General features: G+C 41.3%; 17 protein-coding genes. 10 read left to right on the forward strand and 7 right to left on the reverse strand.

The annotated features are described in order from the left end of the window. Positions 1–489, forward strand: a 489-nt coding sequence (locus V7K40_RS26325; protein WP_334964984.1) for a tetratricopeptide repeat protein, incomplete at its 5' end; no start/stop codon positions are given. Positions 490–1,149: 660 nt separating this feature from the next. Here V7K40_RS26325 and mnmA read toward each other — a convergent pair. Continuing rightward, positions 1,150–2,205: a tRNA 2-thiouridine(34) synthase MnmA gene (mnmA, locus tag V7K40_RS26330; RefSeq protein WP_334964986.1), complete on the reverse strand. Its 1,056-nt coding sequence runs from the start codon at positions 2,203–2,205 to the stop codon at positions 1,150–1,152. Positions 2,206–2,447: 242 nt separating this feature from the next. Here mnmA and V7K40_RS26335 point away from each other — a divergent pair, with 242 nt between their 5' ends. Further along, complete coding sequence (locus V7K40_RS26335; RefSeq protein WP_334964987.1) at positions 2,448–3,365, forward strand: hypothetical protein; 918 nt, start codon at positions 2,448–2,450, stop codon at positions 3,363–3,365. A gap of 27 nt (positions 3,366–3,392) precedes the next feature. Here V7K40_RS26335 and V7K40_RS26340 read toward each other — a convergent pair whose 3' ends face one another. After that, the gene (locus V7K40_RS26340) at positions 3,393–3,620 is read right to left on the reverse strand and encodes a hypothetical protein (protein WP_334964989.1); all 228 of its coding nucleotides are present in this window, start codon (positions 3,618–3,620) and stop codon (positions 3,393–3,395) included. A 119-nt stretch (positions 3,621–3,739) separates the two neighbouring features. Next, complete coding sequence (locus V7K40_RS26345; RefSeq protein ID WP_334964991.1) at positions 3,740–4,009, reverse strand: hypothetical protein; 270 nt, start codon at positions 4,007–4,009, stop codon at positions 3,740–3,742. Positions 4,010–4,388: 379 nt separating this feature from the next. On the opposite strand from V7K40_RS26345, the gene V7K40_RS26350 reads away from it, so the two are divergent. Together V7K40_RS26350 and V7K40_RS26355 are read left to right on the forward strand one after the other, a co-directional pair. Next, positions 4,389–6,743, forward strand: a complete 2,355-nt coding sequence (locus tag V7K40_RS26350; RefSeq protein WP_334964993.1) for a tetratricopeptide repeat protein — start codon at positions 4,389–4,391, stop codon at positions 6,741–6,743. A 174-nt stretch (positions 6,744–6,917) separates the two neighbouring features. Then, entirely contained in the window at positions 6,918–7,460 is a 543-nt protein-coding gene (locus tag V7K40_RS26355; protein ID WP_334964995.1) for a Uma2 family endonuclease, read from the forward strand. Positions 7,461–7,727: 267 nt separating this feature from the next. Here V7K40_RS26355 and V7K40_RS26360 read toward each other — a convergent pair whose 3' ends face one another. Then, complete coding sequence (locus V7K40_RS26360; protein ID WP_334964997.1) at positions 7,728–7,976, reverse strand: hypothetical protein; 249 nt, start codon at positions 7,974–7,976, stop codon at positions 7,728–7,730. Between the two features lie 264 nt (positions 7,977–8,240). Between V7K40_RS26360 and V7K40_RS26365 the strand changes: the two genes are divergently transcribed. Beyond that, the gene (locus tag V7K40_RS26365) at positions 8,241–8,984 is read left to right on the forward strand and encodes a DUF561 domain-containing protein (RefSeq protein ID WP_334964999.1); all 744 of its coding nucleotides are present in this window, start codon (positions 8,241–8,243) and stop codon (positions 8,982–8,984) included. A 65-nt stretch (positions 8,985–9,049) separates the two neighbouring features. On the opposite strand, the gene V7K40_RS26370 is transcribed toward V7K40_RS26365, so the two are convergent. Further along, positions 9,050–10,198, reverse strand: coding sequence for a DegT/DnrJ/EryC1/StrS family aminotransferase (locus V7K40_RS26370; RefSeq protein ID WP_334965001.1), 1,149 nt, complete (start codon positions 10,196–10,198; stop codon positions 9,050–9,052). A gap of 327 nt (positions 10,199–10,525) precedes the next feature. On the opposite strand from V7K40_RS26370, the gene fetB reads away from it, so the two are divergent. Continuing rightward, the gene (gene fetB, locus V7K40_RS26375) at positions 10,526–11,302 is read left to right on the forward strand and encodes an iron export ABC transporter permease subunit FetB (protein WP_334965003.1); all 777 of its coding nucleotides are present in this window, start codon (positions 10,526–10,528) and stop codon (positions 11,300–11,302) included. Between the two features lie 5 nt (positions 11,303–11,307). Here fetB and V7K40_RS26380 read toward each other — a convergent pair whose 3' ends face one another. Further along, entirely contained in the window at positions 11,308–11,481 is a 174-nt protein-coding gene (locus V7K40_RS26380; protein WP_334965005.1) for a type II toxin-antitoxin system PemK/MazF family toxin, read from the reverse strand. A 124-nt stretch (positions 11,482–11,605) separates the two neighbouring features. On the opposite strand from V7K40_RS26380, the gene V7K40_RS26385 reads away from it, so the two are divergent. Further along, a complete protein-coding gene (locus V7K40_RS26385; RefSeq protein WP_334965007.1) occupies positions 11,606–12,211 on the forward strand; it encodes a hypothetical protein in 606 nt (201 codons plus the stop codon). 261 nt (positions 12,212–12,472) lie between these two features. Here the strand turns inward: V7K40_RS26385 and V7K40_RS26390 are convergent, their stop codons facing one another. After that, positions 12,473–14,263, reverse strand: a complete 1,791-nt coding sequence (locus tag V7K40_RS26390) for a hypothetical protein (protein WP_334965009.1) — start codon at positions 14,261–14,263, stop codon at positions 12,473–12,475. 648 nt (positions 14,264–14,911) lie between these two features. Between V7K40_RS26390 and V7K40_RS26395 the strand changes: the two genes are divergently transcribed. The 3 genes from V7K40_RS26395 to V7K40_RS26405 all read left to right on the forward strand — a co-directional run bounded on the left by V7K40_RS26395 (position 14,912) and on the right by V7K40_RS26405 (position 18,462). Further along, positions 14,912–16,138, forward strand: coding sequence for a succinate--CoA ligase subunit beta (locus tag V7K40_RS26395; protein ID WP_334965011.1), 1,227 nt, complete (start codon positions 14,912–14,914; stop codon positions 16,136–16,138). A 96-nt stretch (positions 16,139–16,234) separates the two neighbouring features. Then, a complete protein-coding gene (locus tag V7K40_RS26400) occupies positions 16,235–17,116 on the forward strand; it encodes a CoA-binding protein (RefSeq protein ID WP_334965013.1) in 882 nt (293 codons plus the stop codon). 662 nt (positions 17,117–17,778) lie between these two features. Next, entirely contained in the window at positions 17,779–18,462 is a 684-nt protein-coding gene (locus tag V7K40_RS26405) for a RibD family protein (protein ID WP_334965015.1), read from the forward strand. Positions 18,463–18,588 lie beyond the last annotated feature (126 nt).

The following is an 18,588-nucleotide window of genomic DNA, read 5'->3' on the forward strand; positions in this document are numbered from 1 at the left end:
ATTGGCGATGTTTTGCAGTTCCTTGACCGACGTGAGGAAGCTTTACAACGCTACGATACCGCATTGTCATTTTACCGCGACATCGGCGATCGCTTGGGGGAAGCTAACATCCTACAAGAATTCGGTAAGTTGCAAGAAAACCCCCAGCAAGCACTAGAATATCTCCAGCAAGCACAAAACCTCTACATCCAAATTGGCAGTATCTACAACCAAAGTCGTAATCTGCTGTTTATCGCCAATGCACAGTTAAACATGACAGACTCAGACGCTGCAATTAATTCCTTAACTGATGCGGCTGAACTCGCCACCACCATTAACTATGCACCAATCCAAGAATACGCTCAAACTCGCATAGCCGAAATAAACTCTACACCCACACCAACAGGGGGAAGAAAAGAGAGATTCATCCAATTTATCCAGCAGCGTTGGGTAAAATTCGCGTTTTGTTTTCTTGTTGGCTTAATCGCTTTTCTACTACTAGGCCGCTGAGTCAAAAATTAGTAAGGAATATCTTTGGAGAAAGGGGTATATCTGCGCGCACCTTTTCCATTATGAATATATTACCCTGTCAACTGTTAAAAAGTCAACAGTTGCTTTACTCCAATTAAATCAGGACTTACACAACAATAACGTAATTTCGTCATTGCGACCGTTCGCTCTTAGCGTTCCCGCAGGGTAGGGAAGCAATCGCAAAGCCTTGTTTTTTCGTTGTAATTGCGTAAGTCCTATAAATATTAAAACTGGTGATTTTAGAGTTACCCGTTGAGCGTTTGACAATTCCCTAAAAAGCTGTTGTTCCGAAAATCGTGATTTTTTGCTTTAAATCGTGATTTTTTGCTGAAAGTCGGGAATTTTTGCTTCCAATCTTGACTTTATACTTCAGAGCGTGATTTTTTTCCTTAAAATCGTGATTATTTTCTTAAAATCGTGATTTTTTCCTTAAAGTCGTGATTATTTTCTTAAAATCGTGATTTTTTCCTTAAAATCGTGATTTTTTCCTTAAAGTCGTGATTATTTTCTTAAAGTCGTGATTATTTTCTTAAAATCGTGATTTTTTTGATAAAAAACTCCACCCACAAAAGGATGGAGTTTCCCGCCACTTTCAATGAAAAGGGGAAATTTTAGCATTTACTAAAACACGGTTAGGGTTCAACTAAATTGTTCAATAATTCCGCCACCTAACACTTTTTCCCCGTCGTACCACACCGCAGCTTGTCCGGGGGTGATGCTGAATTGGGGTTCATCAAACACCAAACGCACACGGGAGTTTTCCAACGGAATCACCGTCACTGGTGTAGCCGTTGAACGATAGCGAATTTGCACTTCGGCATGAATTGGGGTGGATGGTTCAGCAATAGAAACCCAATTTACCCGCCCTACTGTGCATTCTGGCTGAGTTACCTTAGTGCGATCGCCTACTACTACCTTATTATTTTCCGCATCTAATTCAATCACATACAACGGTTCGGCAGCAGCAATCCCCAAGCCTTTGCGCTGGCCAATGGTGTAATGATGGACACCATCATGCTGTCCCAAAACTTTGCCTGCAACATCTACAATATCGCCTGTTTTGGGAGCTAAATATTTATCCAAAAATGCCCGCATGGAACCGTTACTTTCCACTAAACACAAGTCTTGACTTTCTGGTTTATCAGCAGTTTTCAATCCGTATTCAGTAGCGATGCGGCGGGTGTCAGTTTTTTCTAGTTCGCCCAGAGGAAATATAGTTGCTTTTAGTAAATCTTGAGACAAATCATAGAGGAAGTATGACTGGTCTTTATTGCGGTCAACAGCCCTTAATAACTGGTAACGTCCAGTTGCTTCGTCATAGCTAATTCGGGCATAATGACCAGTGGCGATGCGATCGCATCCCAATTGTTCACGAGCATACTGCACCATTGGCCCAAACTTCACCGTTTTATTGCACTGGGAGCAAGGCAAAGGCGTGATCCCAGCACTGTAACCAGTCACCAGGTAATCGACAATATGCGTCTGAAAGAGATCCCGAATATCCACAATCTGATGGGGAACGCCCAACTGTTCACAGATATCAGCCGCGTCGATCATACCTTCAGAGCAACATTGACCTTTGCCTTTCATTAGCCAAAGAGTCAAACCAATCACTTCATAGCCCTGATGGTGCAGGATAGCTGCGGCGGTGGAACTGTCAACGCCACCAGAAAGACCAACGACGACTTTTTTCATACAAACACGACACGATATGCGTGGTTGTACCATTGTAGCACACACTCTTCAAAGCCTTGCTACCAAAGCACTTCAGTTTTTCAAAGCCTTTATCTTTTTAGGAGAAAGAAATGGAAGTCAGGCCAGAGTGTATTGTATAGAAACCAGAAGCGCTATAGTTGCTACAACGTGAACTAATTAGTTCCTGATGGAAATTGCCTAGAAATATTTTGACTACTTTCTAACTACTTATGTCGAGAGGAATGCCAAGTCAATTTATCCCATTTCAGATGCTGCACCGAAGTTCTGAGGGTTGGAAGCCCACTATTAGACTTCTCACCTTGTTAGTGGGAGGATGGTTAGTGCTGATTCCCAACTCTACCCCAGCGCAGGCACAAATCCACAACAACATGCTACTGGCTCAAGAAGCAGGTGAAATACTACCACCACCGCCAATTCCCTTTGGTCAACAGCCATCACCGCAGTTACAACCAGTACAAGACAATCAATTTGAGCAGAACTTTCAGCCCTCCCAACCAGTACAAAACAATCAATTTGAGCAGAATTTTCAGCCCTCCCAACCATTACAAAACAATCAATTTGAGCAGGACTTTCAGCCCTCTCAACCTGCACAGTTTAGTCAATATAACCAGAACTTTGAGCGTTACTCAGTTTACGTTGATAGTAGTGATTTCCAGACGCTACAAGCAATCCGTCGGATTGAACCCAGTGCTTACATTCGCTACTATCAAGGACGGAATGTAATTCAGTCAGGAGTTTTTAACAGAGTATCTAACGCCCAACAACGGGTCAGAGAGCTACAGTCACGAGGCATTTATAATGTACGGATCAGCACCGCTAACGGACAGGAAATAGATGGAGGTAATAGAGGCTTTGCAGGCGATCGCAATAATATAAATCCTCCCAGACAAGCCTCTAGATATTATGTCGTCATTCCCACTACTCAACAAGAGTTACCTGCGATCGCAGCAAAAATTAGGCAGAATCTAGGCCCATATAGTCAAGATTTAGGACGATCTGGCGCAGTCCTCGAAAGGACGCAACCACGGGGGCCACACGTAGCAGTAGGGCCTTTCCTTGAGCGATTCCAAGCTCAGGAATGGAATAAATACCTGCGAAATATAGGATATGGTAATGCCAGGGTTTACTACGGAAAGTGAATAAGTTAGGAGTTATTCCCTCGATTCTTAACGCAGGGATTCAAGAATTATTGCTGTTGTAATTAAACACAACAGGATAATTCCTAGTGGAAGCAAAAACTGTTGTAAAAGGTACAGCAGTATGGGGATGATTTGTAAGATACCTAAACCACTGGATAAAACGTAGGCGATCGCAATCCCAAATAGCACCAACAAGAAATATTTCAAAGATTTAGAAGCAAAGCGAAATAGAAGCGTATCCTGATTTGTGTGCATAATTTTACTTACGAAAGTTGCTGAATTTTTAGTAGTGAATATTCTTTTTAATTTCCCATTTCCCATTTCCCATTTAAAAAAGGAGAATATGGAAAATAATGCCTAGTCTGAAATTAGTTTTACAAATGAATAATTGCCTGATTGGGTGAATTATTCAAAGACTGTTGTTGCCTTTGTGGCTCGTTTTGCTTTTCATAGTTAGTTAATAGTTGGAACGAAATAAACAACCCCAACAACAGCAGCAAAAATGAGCCTAAACCAGAAGGATACTTATTTATTTCTCGCTCAACACCACATTTGAGGCAAACATATCTATTGGGATTACGTGTATCTTGGGCAAAGGGGCAGTGATTTTGATTGCAATCATGATGACAATCTTTGTCTAACATTATTGAACCTCCTGTAGGGTAAAGACTTACATACTTACTTGTAAATACGCTCTACAGAATCTAATTAGTTAATAGCTACTGCCTGTTTAGTAGACACCACTTTCATAAGTCATTAATATGGGAAAGAAACAAATAATATCTGTGATTTACTAAGCTTGCAGTAGTCGCGCTCTCTAAATCTCTCCTCAACCACCTTTTCTTGGCGCTTAACTTAACTTCGCCTGTATTAATTACAATAGTAATACAGCCTAGAATGCTTTGCAGTCTGATAAAGTGAGTTCCCTACCGAGTAGGAAAAAGTATTTTGTAGTATGAAGAGTAGGAAGAAGTAGTAAAAATATGGTTATAATGAATTACAAATGATACATCAAGCTAGCAAATGGGTGCAGAAGAAGCCTTAGAGTTTGTAGATAACTTGGTTTTTCTCAAGACGGGAGAACACTTAGATAAAACTCAAAGGATTATCTTGCGTCATTTGTGGGAGGATGAAAAGCGGACTTACCAGGATATTGCCAATAGCCGTGGTTACACTGAAGCACATTTAAAAGCAGTTGGCGCAGAACTTTGGCATTTACTATCAAAAGTTATAGGGAAGAAAGTCTCAAAATCTACCTTCCAAGGCGTGGTTCAGGGGTTTAGAACAACCCAACAGTCGCAACAAATCTCCCAGATTCCTAATTTAGCAGGCAATGACGCTAAACCTCAAGATTTAGATTCTAACTTTGTAGGGCGCGATCGCCAAATAGCCGATCTCCACGCTCTTGTGAATCGGGGAGCAAAAGTTATTCTCATCCAGGGTGAAGGCGGCGTTGGTAAAACCACCTTAGCACGTAAGTATTTTAAAACTCAACAGTTTAATTTTGTACTGGAACTGTGGATGGCCACAGAAATCCAAAACCTCACTCCTGTGGAGAGTGTGGTTGAGGAATGGCTGCGGCGATACTTTAACGAAGAACCGGGATGCGACTTTGGTATCAGCTTAGAACGACTACGGCGCAAACTCCGAGAACAAACTTCTAAAATTGGGGTATTTATCGATAATCTAGAAACTGCTCTCGATAAAAATGGCAAGATTCTCGAATCTCGTCGCCCTTATGTTGAACTATTGAGACTATTAGCAGATCAGGATGTGCATTCAGTTACTTTAGTAACAAGTCGTGAGCGTTTGCGCGAGTCAAGTGTAGAGGTTCATCTCTACCCACTGGAAGGTTTAGATGATCAAGCGTGGCGACAGTTTTTTAGCCGTCGCCACATCAATTGTGATTCTACTATTGTCAGTGAAATGTGCAAAGCTTGTGGAGGTAACGCCAAAGCAATGCAAATTCTCCGAGGAGCAATATTGACAGATTTTTCTGGTGATATACATGCCTATTGGCAGGAAAACTGTACAAATTTATTAATAGAAAGAGAGTTAAAAGATTTAGTCGCTAGTCAATTTACCCGTCTCCAAGAAAATGACTTAGAAGCCTATCGTCTCCTGTGTCGTTTAGGATGCTATCGTTATCAAGATATCACTTCATTACGTATTGAGGGAGTTTTATGTTTGCTTTGGGATGTACCAGAACAAAAACGTAGAGGTGTAATTAAAGCTCTGCAAGATTTGTCTTTAATAGAAGCGAAAAAAGGACAATACTGGCTGCATCCTGTAATTCGTGATGAAGCTATCAGTCGGTTAAGGTTAATCAGTGAAGAATGGGAATTAGTAAACCGAAAAGCCGCAGAATTTTGGACGCAACGAGTTGCAGCCGTCAAAAATATCACAGATGCTTTAACCGCTTTAGAGGCTTATTATCACTATGTAGAAATTAGTGATTTTGAGCAAGCTGGTGATGTAATTTTACAAGGAAGAGGTGAACAGTGGAGTATAGGGTTGCCTTTGGGTTGCTCGTTTTACCAACTGGGACTGCTCCAGAAAAATTTCTCTGTCATTAAACGGATAATAGACGATATAAAATCGCCAGAAAGATTAATTAAACTTTACAATATACTTGGGTATACATATCGAATTATCGGGTGTATTAGAGAAGCTATAGAATGCTATGAGAAATCAGGAAAAGTATTAGGCGAATTAGATGTCAAAACAAAAATATCTATTTTATTCAATACAGGGCTTTGCAAACTTGAATTATGGGAAATAGAAGCAGCCGAAGATTGTTTTAATTCTGTTTGTAGCCTTGCTGAACAAAATAGCAACCTTGATGATTACATGGCATATGCTCAATGCTGTTTAGCTTTGATAAAATCAGGCTCTGGTAGCAGAGAAGATGCCTTGAATCTTGCTGAAAATGCCTTTTATGCCATGTCATCATCAACTAGAGTGACTTTATGGGGAATAGGGCATAGTTTAGTAACTCTCTGCTTAACTTATAAAAATTTAGGTAATTTAAAAAAATCCTTTGAGTTGTGCCAACGAGCTATATCTAATTCTGAACAAAACAACTTTACCCAGATAAAAGCTAAAGCTATCAGTTGTCTGGCTGAACTTTTTCGACAACAAGGAGAATTTTATAGAGCAATTTTTAATCATTCAGAAGCAATAGAAATTCTTGATAAAATAGGTGCTAAATCAGACTTAGCTGAAGCTTATTATCAGTTGGCATTGACTCATAAAAAAATGGGTGAAATTGAGCAGAGTAGGGAAAGTTTTGTGCAAGCGATCGCACTTTTTAACGAAATGCAAGCATCCAGGCAAGTTGAGAAAGTTGAAACAGCAATGGAGTGTTTTGAAAAATAAGCAATAATCTTTGATTTTACTGCTTATTCCTGCTTTTTCAGCATACAGCAGAACATAAGAAGTCTTTAGAGTGACAGGTTTGGCGATGACTGGGAAATTCATGGGGCGATCACTCCTGGAGAGGTCTGTTGTCTCCATAATATAAATATAGGGCGTGTGATAATTAGAGGTTTTATGTCCCTAACGCTTGAAGACTTGGAAAAAATGCAGCAACAGCATCCTGACTATCGCATGGAACTAGTTAAGGGTAATATTATTGTCATGAGTCCATCAGGATACGAATCAGATGAAGTTGCCGCTGAAATGGTAGCCCAGTTACGTAACTGGGTTAGACCGCGCAAACTGGGACGAACAGCAGCTTCTAGCGCTGGTTTCAGATTGCCAAATTCAGATTTACGCGCACCGGATGCCTCATTTGTTTTAGCCGAACGCTTGCGTCGCAGTCCGAAGTCTTTTGCTCAATTGGCTCCCGATTTGACTGTAGAGGTGAAGTCCCCTAGTGATAATTTAGAGGATCTGAGAGCCAAGATTCAAGAATTTCTAAGTTTGGGAACTAAGGTAGGAATTTTGCTCAATCCAGATGAGCGAATTGTTGAAGTTTACAACTTTGGACAAAAGGTAATAATACTTCGTGATGGCGATATTTTAACAGTTCCCGATCTGCTCCCAGGATGGGAAGTACCAATCGCAGATTTGTGGCCTCTAGAGTTTGATTAGGATAGTGTATTTATGTCGTTTACAATGTCTATAACGTAGAACTAAAGGCAGTTTTACACTATTTACATTTTTTAAAACGTTTTTCACTCATCATACTCCTTTATCATCTTCTCAACTGCTTTTATGCCAGGTTCCATTTCTCCAATCTAGATTATTGCCAGGTTGATATAATGTTTGTGCCGGAAATCCAAAAACATCCTTACAAGCATCATTCAGAATTTCAAGAAAGCCGTATATCAAACCCAGTTCCCAGCTTTTACCTTTCAACTAAAATACCCAATCTAATAATTCATCACTATTGCAACATCTCTCCAAATCAACTTCATAGGAAACTAACTTAGTTCCTCTGAACTGGATAGTTAGATTACTTTTTTGAAAGAAAACCTTCAAGTTGTTAATAGTAAGTCCATTTTGAAGACGTTCTTTGTGATTGGCTTCTCCTTGGGCAAGGAAATCCCTAACAGATACAATTCCAAGCTTATTTCTAATATCATCAACATCGTTTTGTTCTGGCATATTATTATATCGGGGTCAGTGAATATAAGCAAAAGTGATGGGGCAATGAGATGATTATATTTTATTGCAAAGGACGGTTACTCAATACCCTATAGAGGGATGGTAAATTAAGGTGCCCAGTAACAAATTTTACAATATAGCGATCGCTAATCCGAGAAAAAAGATAAAACTATCAATATTTGGCAACTGCCGTAGTGATTTAGTCCCGGATCAACTAAGGGACGGTAGAATATACCTAATTTTCGTAGCTTCAAAAGCCAAACTATGACGATGCATTCCACACTCCAACGTGCATTTACTAACCGCCGTGTTCTAAAAGTGATTAGCGGCTTGAATAACTTCGACGCCGCTAGCGTTGCTGCTACCGTTAAAGCTGCTGAATTTGGTGGTGCTACTTTTGTCGATATCGCTGCCGATCCAGCTTTGGTGCAGCTAGCTAAGAATTTGACAAAATTACCAATTTGTGTTTCAGCAGTAGAACCAGAGAAATTTGTGCAAGCTGTGGCAGCTGGTGCTGATTTAATTGAAATCGGGAATTTCGATTCCTTCTATGCTCAAGGACGCCGCTTTGAGGCTGCAGAAGTGCTAGCGCTGACTAAGCAAACCCGCGCTCTTTTCCCGGAAATCACTTTATCTGTCACCGTTCCCCACATTTTGGAACTAGATCAACAGGTACAGTTAGCAGAAGAACTGGTGAAAGCTGGAGCGGACATTATCCAAACCGAAGGCGGTACTAGCAGTAACCCTGTTCACCCTGGAACTCTAGGATTAATTGAAAAAGCTGCTCCCACCTTAGCAGCAGCTTTTGAGATTTCCCGTGTGGTGTCAGTGCCAGTATTGTGTGCTTCAGGCATTTCTAACGTTACCGCACCATTAGCGATCGCTGCTGGTGCTGCTGGTGTTGGTGTTGGTTCCGCTATCAACCAACTCAATAGCGAAGTAGCCATGATTGCCGCTGTGCGTGGCTTAGTCGAAGCCTTAGCGACTGCAAATGCAGTAATGAAATGAGTTAGAAGTTTATTCATTCAAAACTCCAAACTCCTGTACAGACGCGATTAATCGCGTCTCTACTCCTAACTCATAACTTCTTTCAACGCATAAATTACCTGGTCTTGCTGCTGTTGTGTCAGTTCTGGGAACATAGGCAAGGATATGACTTCATGACAAGCTTGCTCTGCTATTGGTAAGTCCCCAATTTGATAGTCTAGACTTTGATAAACTGGCTGCAAATGTAAAGGGTGGGGATAGTAAATCATTGAACTCACGCCCTGCTCTTGCAATTGACTACGCACCCAATCTCGATATTTAGCGCTAGAACCATTTCGCCCTTCACCTGATATGCGAACAGTGTATTGATTCCATACCCCAATACCCCCAGGTAATTCTTGAGGCGGGACGATCCCCGGAACTTGACTAAGAAACTGATAGTAATAATTGGCGATATCTCGGCGGCGATCATTCCAAATATCTAAATAACGCAGCTTAATTTGCAAAATAGCGGCTTGGAGAGCATCCAAACGGCTATTTACACCTATTTCCTCGTGTAAATATCGAATTTTACTACCATGATCCCGTAGTATTCGCAGTTTAGTAGCGATCACTGGATCATTAGTCGTTATTGCCCCGCCATCGCCGCAACCACCAAGATTTTTGGTAGGGTAGAAACTAAAGCAACCAATATGTCCAATGCTTCCTACTTTTTGATCAGCCCAAATCGCCCCTGTAGACTGAGCGCAATCTTCAATTATTGACAAATTGTGAGACTGAGCGATCGCCATTAATAATGTCATATCCACAGGTTGTCCAAATAGGTGAACCGGGATAATTGCTTTGGTTTTGGGTGTAATCGCCGCCGCTACTTGTTCTACATCCAAATTAAACGTAGTAGCGTCAACATCAACGAAAACAGGCTTTGCACCCACAGCGCTAATCACTTCAGATGTCGCAATAAAGGTGAAAGGCGTTGTAATCACTTCATCGCCTGCACCAATTTCCAAGACTCGTAATGCTAAGTAGAGCGCATCAGTACCAGAATTACAAGCTACACATTCAGTAACAGTATTATAAGCAGCAAACTGTTGCTCAAAGCCTTCGACTAAGGGGCCGCCAATATAGCGGCCAGAAGCCAGAACCTCTAATACAGCTGCACTTACTTCTGCTTCGATGGTGGTGTATTGCTGCTTAATATCAAAGGCAGGGATGGGATTTACACTTTGGATCATGAGTTCTCATTTTATCGGGAGATACAAAGGATGCACTTCGACAGTCAATTTTTGCTGATTGAATTATTAATCAAAAAGGAGCTATTAAAAGACTATTGCCCAAGATACGCATCTATTAGGGTTTTTACTTAAATTGTGGGGCGGTAAACTACCGCACATTTAATTTACAGATAGTAGATATGCTAAGTGTTTGCCATGTTTTAGTCGTACCATTTTGAATTTTGAATTGATGAAAGTGATATATATCAACCAAGATCCAACACATCGGATCAAAGTTCCAGGCATGTGGACTGCTTTGATAACAAAATACCAGGAGATAGAGAACCCATGCAGGATCTGATCAAGCTGGATTTCGTGGATTTAGCTATTGCTGTGGGATTGATGGCGATCGCCATTGGTTTATCTGCGTGGGAAAAATTAGGATTAGAGTTTAACTTAGCCCTTGCTACTGGGAGAACCATCTTACAACTACTTGTATTGGGATACATTTTAGATTTCATCTTGGCTTTAGACAATGCTTGGGCAGTTTTGGCGCTATTAGCAATAATGCTGACAATTACGGCGATTGTCGCACGAAATCGCATCAGCCAAAAAATTCCTTATGTGTTGCCTTTGGTGTGGGGTGCAATTTTAATTAGTACCGCCCTGACAGTGCTTTACACCAACTTCTTGATCATTCAACCAGAAAGATGGTATGAACCACAGTATATAATTCCCCTAGTAGGGATAGTCTTAGGTAATGCTACTAATGCAGCTGCGATCGCAGGCGATCGCCTTGTCAGCACTATTAATTCCAGCCATCTCGAAATAGAAACCCATTTGAGCTTAGGCGCAACTCCAGAGCAAGCAGTTAGCCAGTACCGCAAAGACGCCATTAGAGCCGGATTGATTCCCACTCTCAATCAAATGATCCTCATAGGTATGGTGGCAATACCAGGAATTACCACCGGACAGTTATTAGCTGGTGTAAAACCTCTGGACGCAGTATCTTACGAAATTTTGATTATGTTCATGGTTGCTTTCGCTAACTTGTTGACAACAGTTTTAGTCACGAAGGGGTTGTGTCGTCAATTTTTCAATTCCGCCGCGCAGTTAATAAGGTGAGGGAATTAATCTACATCCAAGAGGATTTTATCATCTTGCCTTGGCAGAGCAAGAGCACTCAATAGCGCTCGGTTCAGTTGAGCGATCGCTTCCTCAGAAAGCCTTCCCCGCAAACGCAATAAGCGCGATTTTGAGAGTACCCGAATCTGAGCCGTCATTGCGATCAAATCATTCGCCAAGGGCGATCACAATTGATAGTCCTGAAATCAGGATGATAGCTTAATAATGGGAGTAATGAAAATATTTTTGGCACATCATCTGTATTTAGACGATGATAAAGTTTTCAAGGTAAGGTAAATTAAAATGGCATTTAGTAATTATAAAAGTATTAGCGCAGTAATTAAAAAATTTCAAATCAAGTATGTACAGTCTAATTTTATATTAGAAGTAGAATTTCCAGTTAAACAGTCTTTCCAAGAAGAATTAGATTTACTATTTACAGATGGAGTTATTGATAATTCTGAAGATGCTATCTGTGAAAATCTCATCTATCCAGTATTAAAAGAAGTATGGAAAATTTACCGAAGTAAATTAACACTTTGGAGTCATGAAACATTAGCCTACGATGAAGATTTATCAGGCGTTCCAGATTATATAGTGACACAGCGAAATCCTTTGGGTACGATTGTTTTTGATAAACCTTATTTTTTAACGGTTGAAGCTAAACAAGACAAATTTGAAGAAGGTTGGGGTCAGTGTTTAGCCGAAATCGCAGTACAGCGAATTAATGATGATTTTGTCAGCGATGTTTTTGGAATTGTTTCTAACGGGAAAATATGGCAATTTGGAAAGTTGATTGGTGATGTGTTTACTCGGAATAAAAATTTATATGTAATTCAAGATTTAGATAAATTATTTGCTGCGGTGAATTATATTTTTCAGAAATGTGAATTAAAAATACAAAAATAATAACATCATACCAAGTTGCCAAAGTTAGTATTGTTTAGCATCTAAGCGCTGCTAGACTAGCTTTCAAGCAAATAATACTATCTATCACAACTTGGTATCATGTATTATCGTGATAAAATTAGGGCTACGCCAACGCCTACGCAGTAGCCACTGGGGTATAGCAACAGATCCCCAACAACTTTTACGAAGTCAGCGCTCTTGTTTATCACAAATTACCGCATATATTCCTAACTCCTCACTCCTAACTCCTAACTTTTATATTTACCCGCCCAACGTCCGCGTATAAATTACTTGACCTTGAGAATCATAGAGGAAAAGGGATAGGTTAGCATTGTCACCAATTACAGCTAGCGCTTCCCGTAAGATTTGCAAGTGATTGGTAACATCAACAGCAGTATTAGAATTTTCAGAATAAGGATTAGCCAAATTATTTTGCCTTATTTGGTCATACTCAGGCGTTAACCGAACAATAATTCTTGTGTTGTCTATGCTAAATGTGCAAATCCGAATTCCATTAATACAGGTTTTATCCAAATCAGTGCGGCTTTGTTGCAAACTACTAACAACTTGTAGTTTTTCTTGTGCTTGTTTGAGGACTATTGAATAGGGTTCGATGAGAGATTGAGCCTGAGTGTAGTACAAGCTATCTTGGGAAACTTTTTTAGCAGTTTGCAAAGCCTGATCCCAGTATGTCGCCGCTGCTTGCCATTGGTTTTGTTGCTCATAAACTTTAGCTTGCTTGGCGGTGCTAATGGCTTGTTGGTAGGTTCTAGCAGCTAATTGTTCTTTAGTAGCGCGATCGCGTGCGGCTACTAGTTTAGGTTTATAATCTACCAACAGCTTTTCGGCTTCTTGGTATCCAGGGCTAGTTAAGGGAATGCTATTCAAGGCATTAATGGCTACCAGCCAAGTAGACTGAACCTTTTGCCAGTCATTCAAAGATTTAGCAGTAGCTTCCCAATTCTTAGCTGCATTAGCTACAGCTTTTGCTGCTGTTATTTTTTTCAGCCATTTTTCCTCAGTAAATATCTGCTGATTTACAGCCTGCAAACGGAGACGATAATCAAATAATTTCCCTTGCACTAGCCCATAGAGTTCATTATCGGAACTTATAGCTTCTAGTGGTGCTATAGCCTGTCCCCATAAATGTTGTCTACTTTGTAATTCCTTTAGGCTATTTGCAGGAGTTTGAACTTTTTGTGTCGCCAAAGATCCAGTCTGTAAAGCCTTGACCACCTGGTTGATTTTTTCTGACTGTCCAGACAAACTTGCTTTTAGTTCTTCTGACACGTGGAAACGGGGCGACCAACTAGGAATTGCATTCAGGGCTACATTGGCTGTTGTAAGCTGCTGTTGCATAGCTACTAATTCTTTTTCAGACTTAGCGCGGCGCATCAGTTGCGGGGATCTTGTTTTTAATTGCTCGGCGTTTTGTATTTCTTTACACTCAGACATTACACAAGGGCGAGTTAAAAAGTAAGCACCACCGCTTAAGACTACAATTCCTACCAAAGCTGCACCCAGTAAGATAAGTTTGATTTGAGATCCTGGTTTTGAAACCGGCAAATTCGGCGCATTTGCAAACGGGTCAAACGGTTTCTTTTCCTCAATCTCATCGAGTGATGAAGAATAGGTCAGAGATGATGAAGAAATGGCAGAAAAGTATTGCCCCTCTGCTCCTCTGCCCCCCTGCCCCCCTGCTTCCCCTAGTTCCCCTAGTTCCCCATCTCTCTCATCTTCCCATCCCCCCCTCTGCTTCAGAGGTAGAAAACATTTGGCATAAGGAAGTTGTTCACCAAAAACTCTGAGGAAACATTGCACTCGCTGCTCTCTGTTGGGTGCTATAGACTGAAGTACTTCCTCAAGGACTGCAAAGATTATCTGAGCGTCAACTATTACATCTGATTTATGTTGCGTTAAAATCATTAGCCCGTCTTTATTGACGGCACACTTAACCTCGAAGACTTCAGCCGTTGAGACTTCTACAAGTAATTGTTCCTGCAAAGTTTTGGCTAAAAGCTGTAAATCTTCCTGCTGGACTGCTACTTTCATAGAGCTTTCCCGCTGAACTTCTATATTGTTTTGATTATCTTTAAGGAGATGAAATAAACTTTTTAGGTTTGTTGAATGCAAATGCACAGTTTAACCAACCACAGCCTGAAAATCTGAACGACCAACTTTCTAACACAAATTTTGACTTTTCACCAAAAATTCAAAGAGCAGTAATTGTTCGTGTCGCTACATTTTCACAGCACTAGATGCAAAATTAAATAATCTGTCTTCAGATATAAATTACAAATAAAAAATGGGAATAATAGAGTTTTTGAGTATTTTCACTGCATTATTTCGTGACAATTAAATTTACATGAGCTACTGCTGTGCAAAATTCTAGTTGCACAGCAGTTGTGACAAATTTATCCAAAGGTTAAGGAAACGATGTGATATCAGAGGGTTTTGACAGAAATGGTAGTTATCTTCTATGCTGGGAAACTTACTGAGGAGATTAATTTCGTGTTGTGGCTCGGCACAAACAGGTTGGTTATCGAAATTAATGTGCCTCATTTGCTGAATTCGATAAAATTGATCCGTGAAAAATAAATTTTTATAGCTGCCAAAAGCTTAATTCTGCAATAAAGGTGCTGCAAAATATTAAGACAGCACTAACTAAAGGCTGGGGAAGTGTCAATACAAGGTGTATCAATGGATTTATTAGAGTATCAAGTTAAAGAATGGTTTGGGAAAATAGGCATTCCTGTATTGCCTTCGCAACGAATTGACCATCCTACAGATTTGAAACGTTTAAAAATTCGCTTTCCAATTGTACTGAAATCTCAGGTACATGGAGCGGAACGGGCAAAAGCAGGTGGAGTCAGGTTTGCCGAAACGACTATCGATGCGATCGCAGCTGCTCAAAATATCTTTAGTCTACCAATATGGGGCGAATTGCCAGAAGTTGTACTGGCAGAATCCCAATACGACGCCAACCAGGAATTTTATCTAGCGGTGGTTTTAGATACTGCTGTCTGCCGACCGGTACTTTTAGGTTCCAAAGAAGCAAACATCGATTGGGAATCCGCTGGGGAAAGAATGCACTATGTTGTCGTGGAACAAGAATTCTCACCATTTTATGCCCGACGATTGGCTTTGAAAATGGGTTTGCAGGGGACGCTGATGCAGTCGGTAAGCAGCGTTGTAGAGAAAATGTACCAGTTATTTGTGCAAAAAGACCTGGATTTAGTCGAAATTAATCCCTTGGCAGTCAGTGCTACTAGTCAAGTTATGGCTCTTAATGGTAAAGTCAGGGTCAACGAACGGGCGATCAAGCGTCATCCCGATCTTGCCGAGATGGCGGCAAAAATTATCAGCCGTCATACCAGTACTGAAATCAATGGTATTTTGGGTGACTGGGATGGTGTGAAAATGCATGGAAAAATCGGTATTTTAGGTAATGGTACTGGTTCAGTGATGGCAACTTTGGATTTAGTCGCTAATGCTGGTGGTAATCCAGGTGTTTGTTTAAATCTACGTCATGCTTTCCTGACAGATACGACACCAACTACCTTCCGTGATCGCCTAGAGATAGGTCTGAAAATCCTGGAGGCTGACAAAAGCATTCAAGTAATACTAATTAACTTTCTGGGTAGCATTCCTCTAACTGAGGAAGTGGCTGAAGTTATAGCCAGAGTTGTGCAGCAAGACAACAGCGAACTTCAATCACAGGTTGTACATTCTAATGGTAGTAAAAGTCGGCGAGAGCGGAATTTTTCACCCTTAGTTGTCCGTCTTGCTGGTTCTGAATTTAATGATGCTAGACAATATTTAGCAACACTAAAAACCCACACCGACGCGCTCCTTGTGGTAGAAAATTTAGATGAGGCAGTGGCGGCAGCAGTTCGTCTTGCTAAACCAACGGCTCATAAGAAATAGTGAGTGTCATTTTGTGACAATTCAAAAATCAGAAATTATTAATTTTTACCGCTCCCTCCCAACCCACAAGGGGATTGGGTTTCTCGGAGAAAGATTATGAACCTAACGCCAGACAGCAAAGTGTTAATTCAAGGCTTTTGTGAATTTATATCAGGCACTCATGTTGCTCAAATGCAAGCTTATGGTACGAATTTGGTAGCAGGTGTCAATCCGGGATGTGGCGGACAGGAACTGCATGGACTACCAGTATTTGATTTAGTAGAGGAGGTAATAGAACAATTTGGGGCAATTGACACGACAATTATCTGTGTAGATCCTTACGACGTGCTAGATGCGGCATTAGAGGCGATCGCATCTCATATTGGCCAGATCATTATTATTACCGCTGGCGTGCCGCCTTTGGATATGGTGCAATTACTCCGCAAAGCCGAGGCATGTGAAACTTTGGTAATCGGGCCCAACAGTCCTGGGATCATTGTGCCGGGAAAAATTCTTTTGGGTACTCAACCTAGCGAGTTTTATACTCCTGGAACAGTGGGGATCGTTAGTCGTAGCAGCACCCTCACCTACGAAGTTGCTTACGAATTAACAAAAGCCGGTTTGGGGCAGTCGATTAGTGTCAGTATTGGTAGTGATGCGATCGTCGGTTCTTCCTTTCTCCAATGGCTGCAAATTCTTGATGAGGATGAAACTACACAGGCGATAGTTTTAGTCGGTCAACCTGGTGGTGGTAGTGAAGAAGCAGCAGCCCGATATATTGCTGAGGCAATTGATAAACCAGTAATTGCCTACATTGCAGGTAGACAAGCGCCACCAGGAAAGAGTTGGCGTCAAACTGGGACTTTAGCAACGGTTATCGGACGCGATCCTAATTTTGGCACAGCCCAAAGTAAATTAGCTGCTTTAAAAGAAGCCCAAGTTCCAGTAGCTGAACGTCCTTCTAAGATTCCAGAATTATTGCGAAAGGAGATTAACTAATTGCAAAAAGCGAAGGGTGTAGCTGTCATTTTTTGCATTTTCGTTGCCAGTTCTTGAGCCAATTGAGAAGCAAAGGGATAGTTGCATTGGTAAATTTCATTCTCCACCCAAGTTGAACCGGGAGTACCAGCCTTAACTAGAGATGCAAACCCAATACGCTTGGGTTAGCGCCAAAAAGCTTTCAGGACTTACGGAAAAACTCTCTGAAACTCTTATTCCTACCCTGCGGGAAGCCGCTGCTGCGTCTATGTGTCCTATCCTGCGGTCAGCCACTTCTCAACTCTTGGAGAGGCTCCGCCCTAAGCGAACGCCAGAGCGTCTCTAAGAGTTGCTATGCCGCAGGCTTTACAAGACGCTCCGCGAACGTGTCTATGCGCCCTTTGTGGTTCGTTTTTCTTAATTTTTGGATAAATCCTGCTTTTAACCCAAGCGTATTGGATGCAAACCCCAAAATTAAAATTAAGACAACTACAATTGCAGATATGCGTTTGAGCATGACAGTCTCTTAGGTGTAAAGAGATTGACTCTTGCTAATCATCCAACGAGAATTCTTTTACCACCTTGAGCCATAGCTTGAAAAGTGATTTAAAGCACAATGCAACAACTATTCATGGCAAAGAATTCAAAAAGGTAAAATTATAAAGAATTGTCAGAACGTAATCATGTCAGCTATCCAAACAACTGTGGTTCTTGCCATGACCGTCGATGGAAAGATTAGCGCCGTAGATCCTAAAGCACCCCGTGATTCCGATGCCGCAGATCAAGCACACGTACAGTATCAAGTTTCCCTTGCTGATCTTATTCTGGTAGGAGCAGGGACGATTCGGGCTGAAGAAGAGGTAACTTTTACAATTCGCAATCCCGAATTGTTGGCAGCACGTGAGGTTCGGGGTCAGTCTCCTCAGCCCATTATCTGCGTTGTCTCAGGTTCCCTTGACCTATCGCTGGACTTCGCTTTTTTGAGCGAGGATATTGAGCGATGGATATTTACGACAGGGACTGGTTTGGAACGCAGTTCTGATACAACAACCTTGCAAAAACTGGCTGAATTAATTGATTTGGGAGATACAGACCTGGACTGGGATCGAGCCTACAGCTTGATGGCAAAGCGGGGTATTCACAAGGTCGTTGCTTTGGGAGGCGGCTCTTTAACAGCTTCTCTAGTAAAGGCTGGGCGAATTGACGATTGGTGGTTAACAATTTGGCCCGTCATTTATGGAGGAAAGGACGCCCCTACCCCAGTAGAGGGAGAAGGTTTTCTTCCCAATACTGCTCCTCATCTGCAACTTGTCGAAACTCGTCAAGTTGGAAGTGAGTTGTTTTTACACTACCGCACGCTCAACTAAGAATACGCTGCCAGAATTAAGCGCTATTATTGTTGACACTAAAAAGCGCCCTCCCAAATTGGGAGAGCGCTTTTTGATTTAGCTAATCTTTACTATTTAACCGTTGATAGCAGGAGCACTAAGAGC

The sequence above is a fragment of the Nostoc sp. genome (assembly GCF_036917195.1).
Lineage (GTDB): Bacteria > Cyanobacteriota > Cyanobacteriia > Cyanobacteriales > Nostocaceae > Nostoc.

What these genes read in the sequence shown, in the direction of transcription:
- V7K40_RS26400 (WP_334965013.1), top strand. Translation starts at nt 16,235, where the DNA reads ATGAACCTAACGCCAGACAGCAAAGTGTTAATTCAAGGCTTTTGTGAA.
- V7K40_RS26365 (WP_334964999.1), top strand. Translation starts at nt 8,241, where the DNA reads ATGACGATGCATTCCACACTCCAACGTGCATTTACTAACCGCCGTGTT.
- V7K40_RS26345 (WP_334964991.1), bottom strand. Translation starts at nt 4,009, where the DNA reads ATGTTAGACAAAGATTGTCATCATGATTGCAATCAAAATCACTGCCCC.
- V7K40_RS26355 (WP_334964995.1), top strand. Translation starts at nt 6,918, where the DNA reads ATGTCCCTAACGCTTGAAGACTTGGAAAAAATGCAGCAACAGCATCCT.
- V7K40_RS26370 (WP_334965001.1), bottom strand. Translation starts at nt 10,198, where the DNA reads ATGATCCAAAGTGTAAATCCCATCCCTGCCTTTGATATTAAGCAGCAA.
- V7K40_RS26350 (WP_334964993.1), top strand. Translation starts at nt 4,389, where the DNA reads ATGGGTGCAGAAGAAGCCTTAGAGTTTGTAGATAACTTGGTTTTTCTC.
- V7K40_RS26335 (WP_334964987.1), top strand. Translation starts at nt 2,448, where the DNA reads ATGCCAAGTCAATTTATCCCATTTCAGATGCTGCACCGAAGTTCTGAG.
- V7K40_RS26405 (WP_334965015.1), top strand. Translation starts at nt 17,779, where the DNA reads ATGTCAGCTATCCAAACAACTGTGGTTCTTGCCATGACCGTCGATGGA.
- V7K40_RS26390 (WP_334965009.1), bottom strand. Translation starts at nt 14,263, where the DNA reads ATGAAAGTAGCAGTCCAGCAGGAAGATTTACAGCTTTTAGCCAAAACT.
- fetB (WP_334965003.1), top strand. Translation starts at nt 10,526, where the DNA reads ATGCAGGATCTGATCAAGCTGGATTTCGTGGATTTAGCTATTGCTGTG.
- V7K40_RS26360 (WP_334964997.1), bottom strand. Translation starts at nt 7,976, where the DNA reads ATGCCAGAACAAAACGATGTTGATGATATTAGAAATAAGCTTGGAATT.
- V7K40_RS26395 (WP_334965011.1), top strand. Translation starts at nt 14,912, where the DNA reads ATGGATTTATTAGAGTATCAAGTTAAAGAATGGTTTGGGAAAATAGGC.
- mnmA (WP_334964986.1), bottom strand. Translation starts at nt 2,205, where the DNA reads ATGAAAAAAGTCGTCGTTGGTCTTTCTGGTGGCGTTGACAGTTCCACC.
- V7K40_RS26340 (WP_334964989.1), bottom strand. Translation starts at nt 3,620, where the DNA reads ATGCACACAAATCAGGATACGCTTCTATTTCGCTTTGCTTCTAAATCT.
- V7K40_RS26385 (WP_334965007.1), top strand. Translation starts at nt 11,606, where the DNA reads ATGGCATTTAGTAATTATAAAAGTATTAGCGCAGTAATTAAAAAATTT.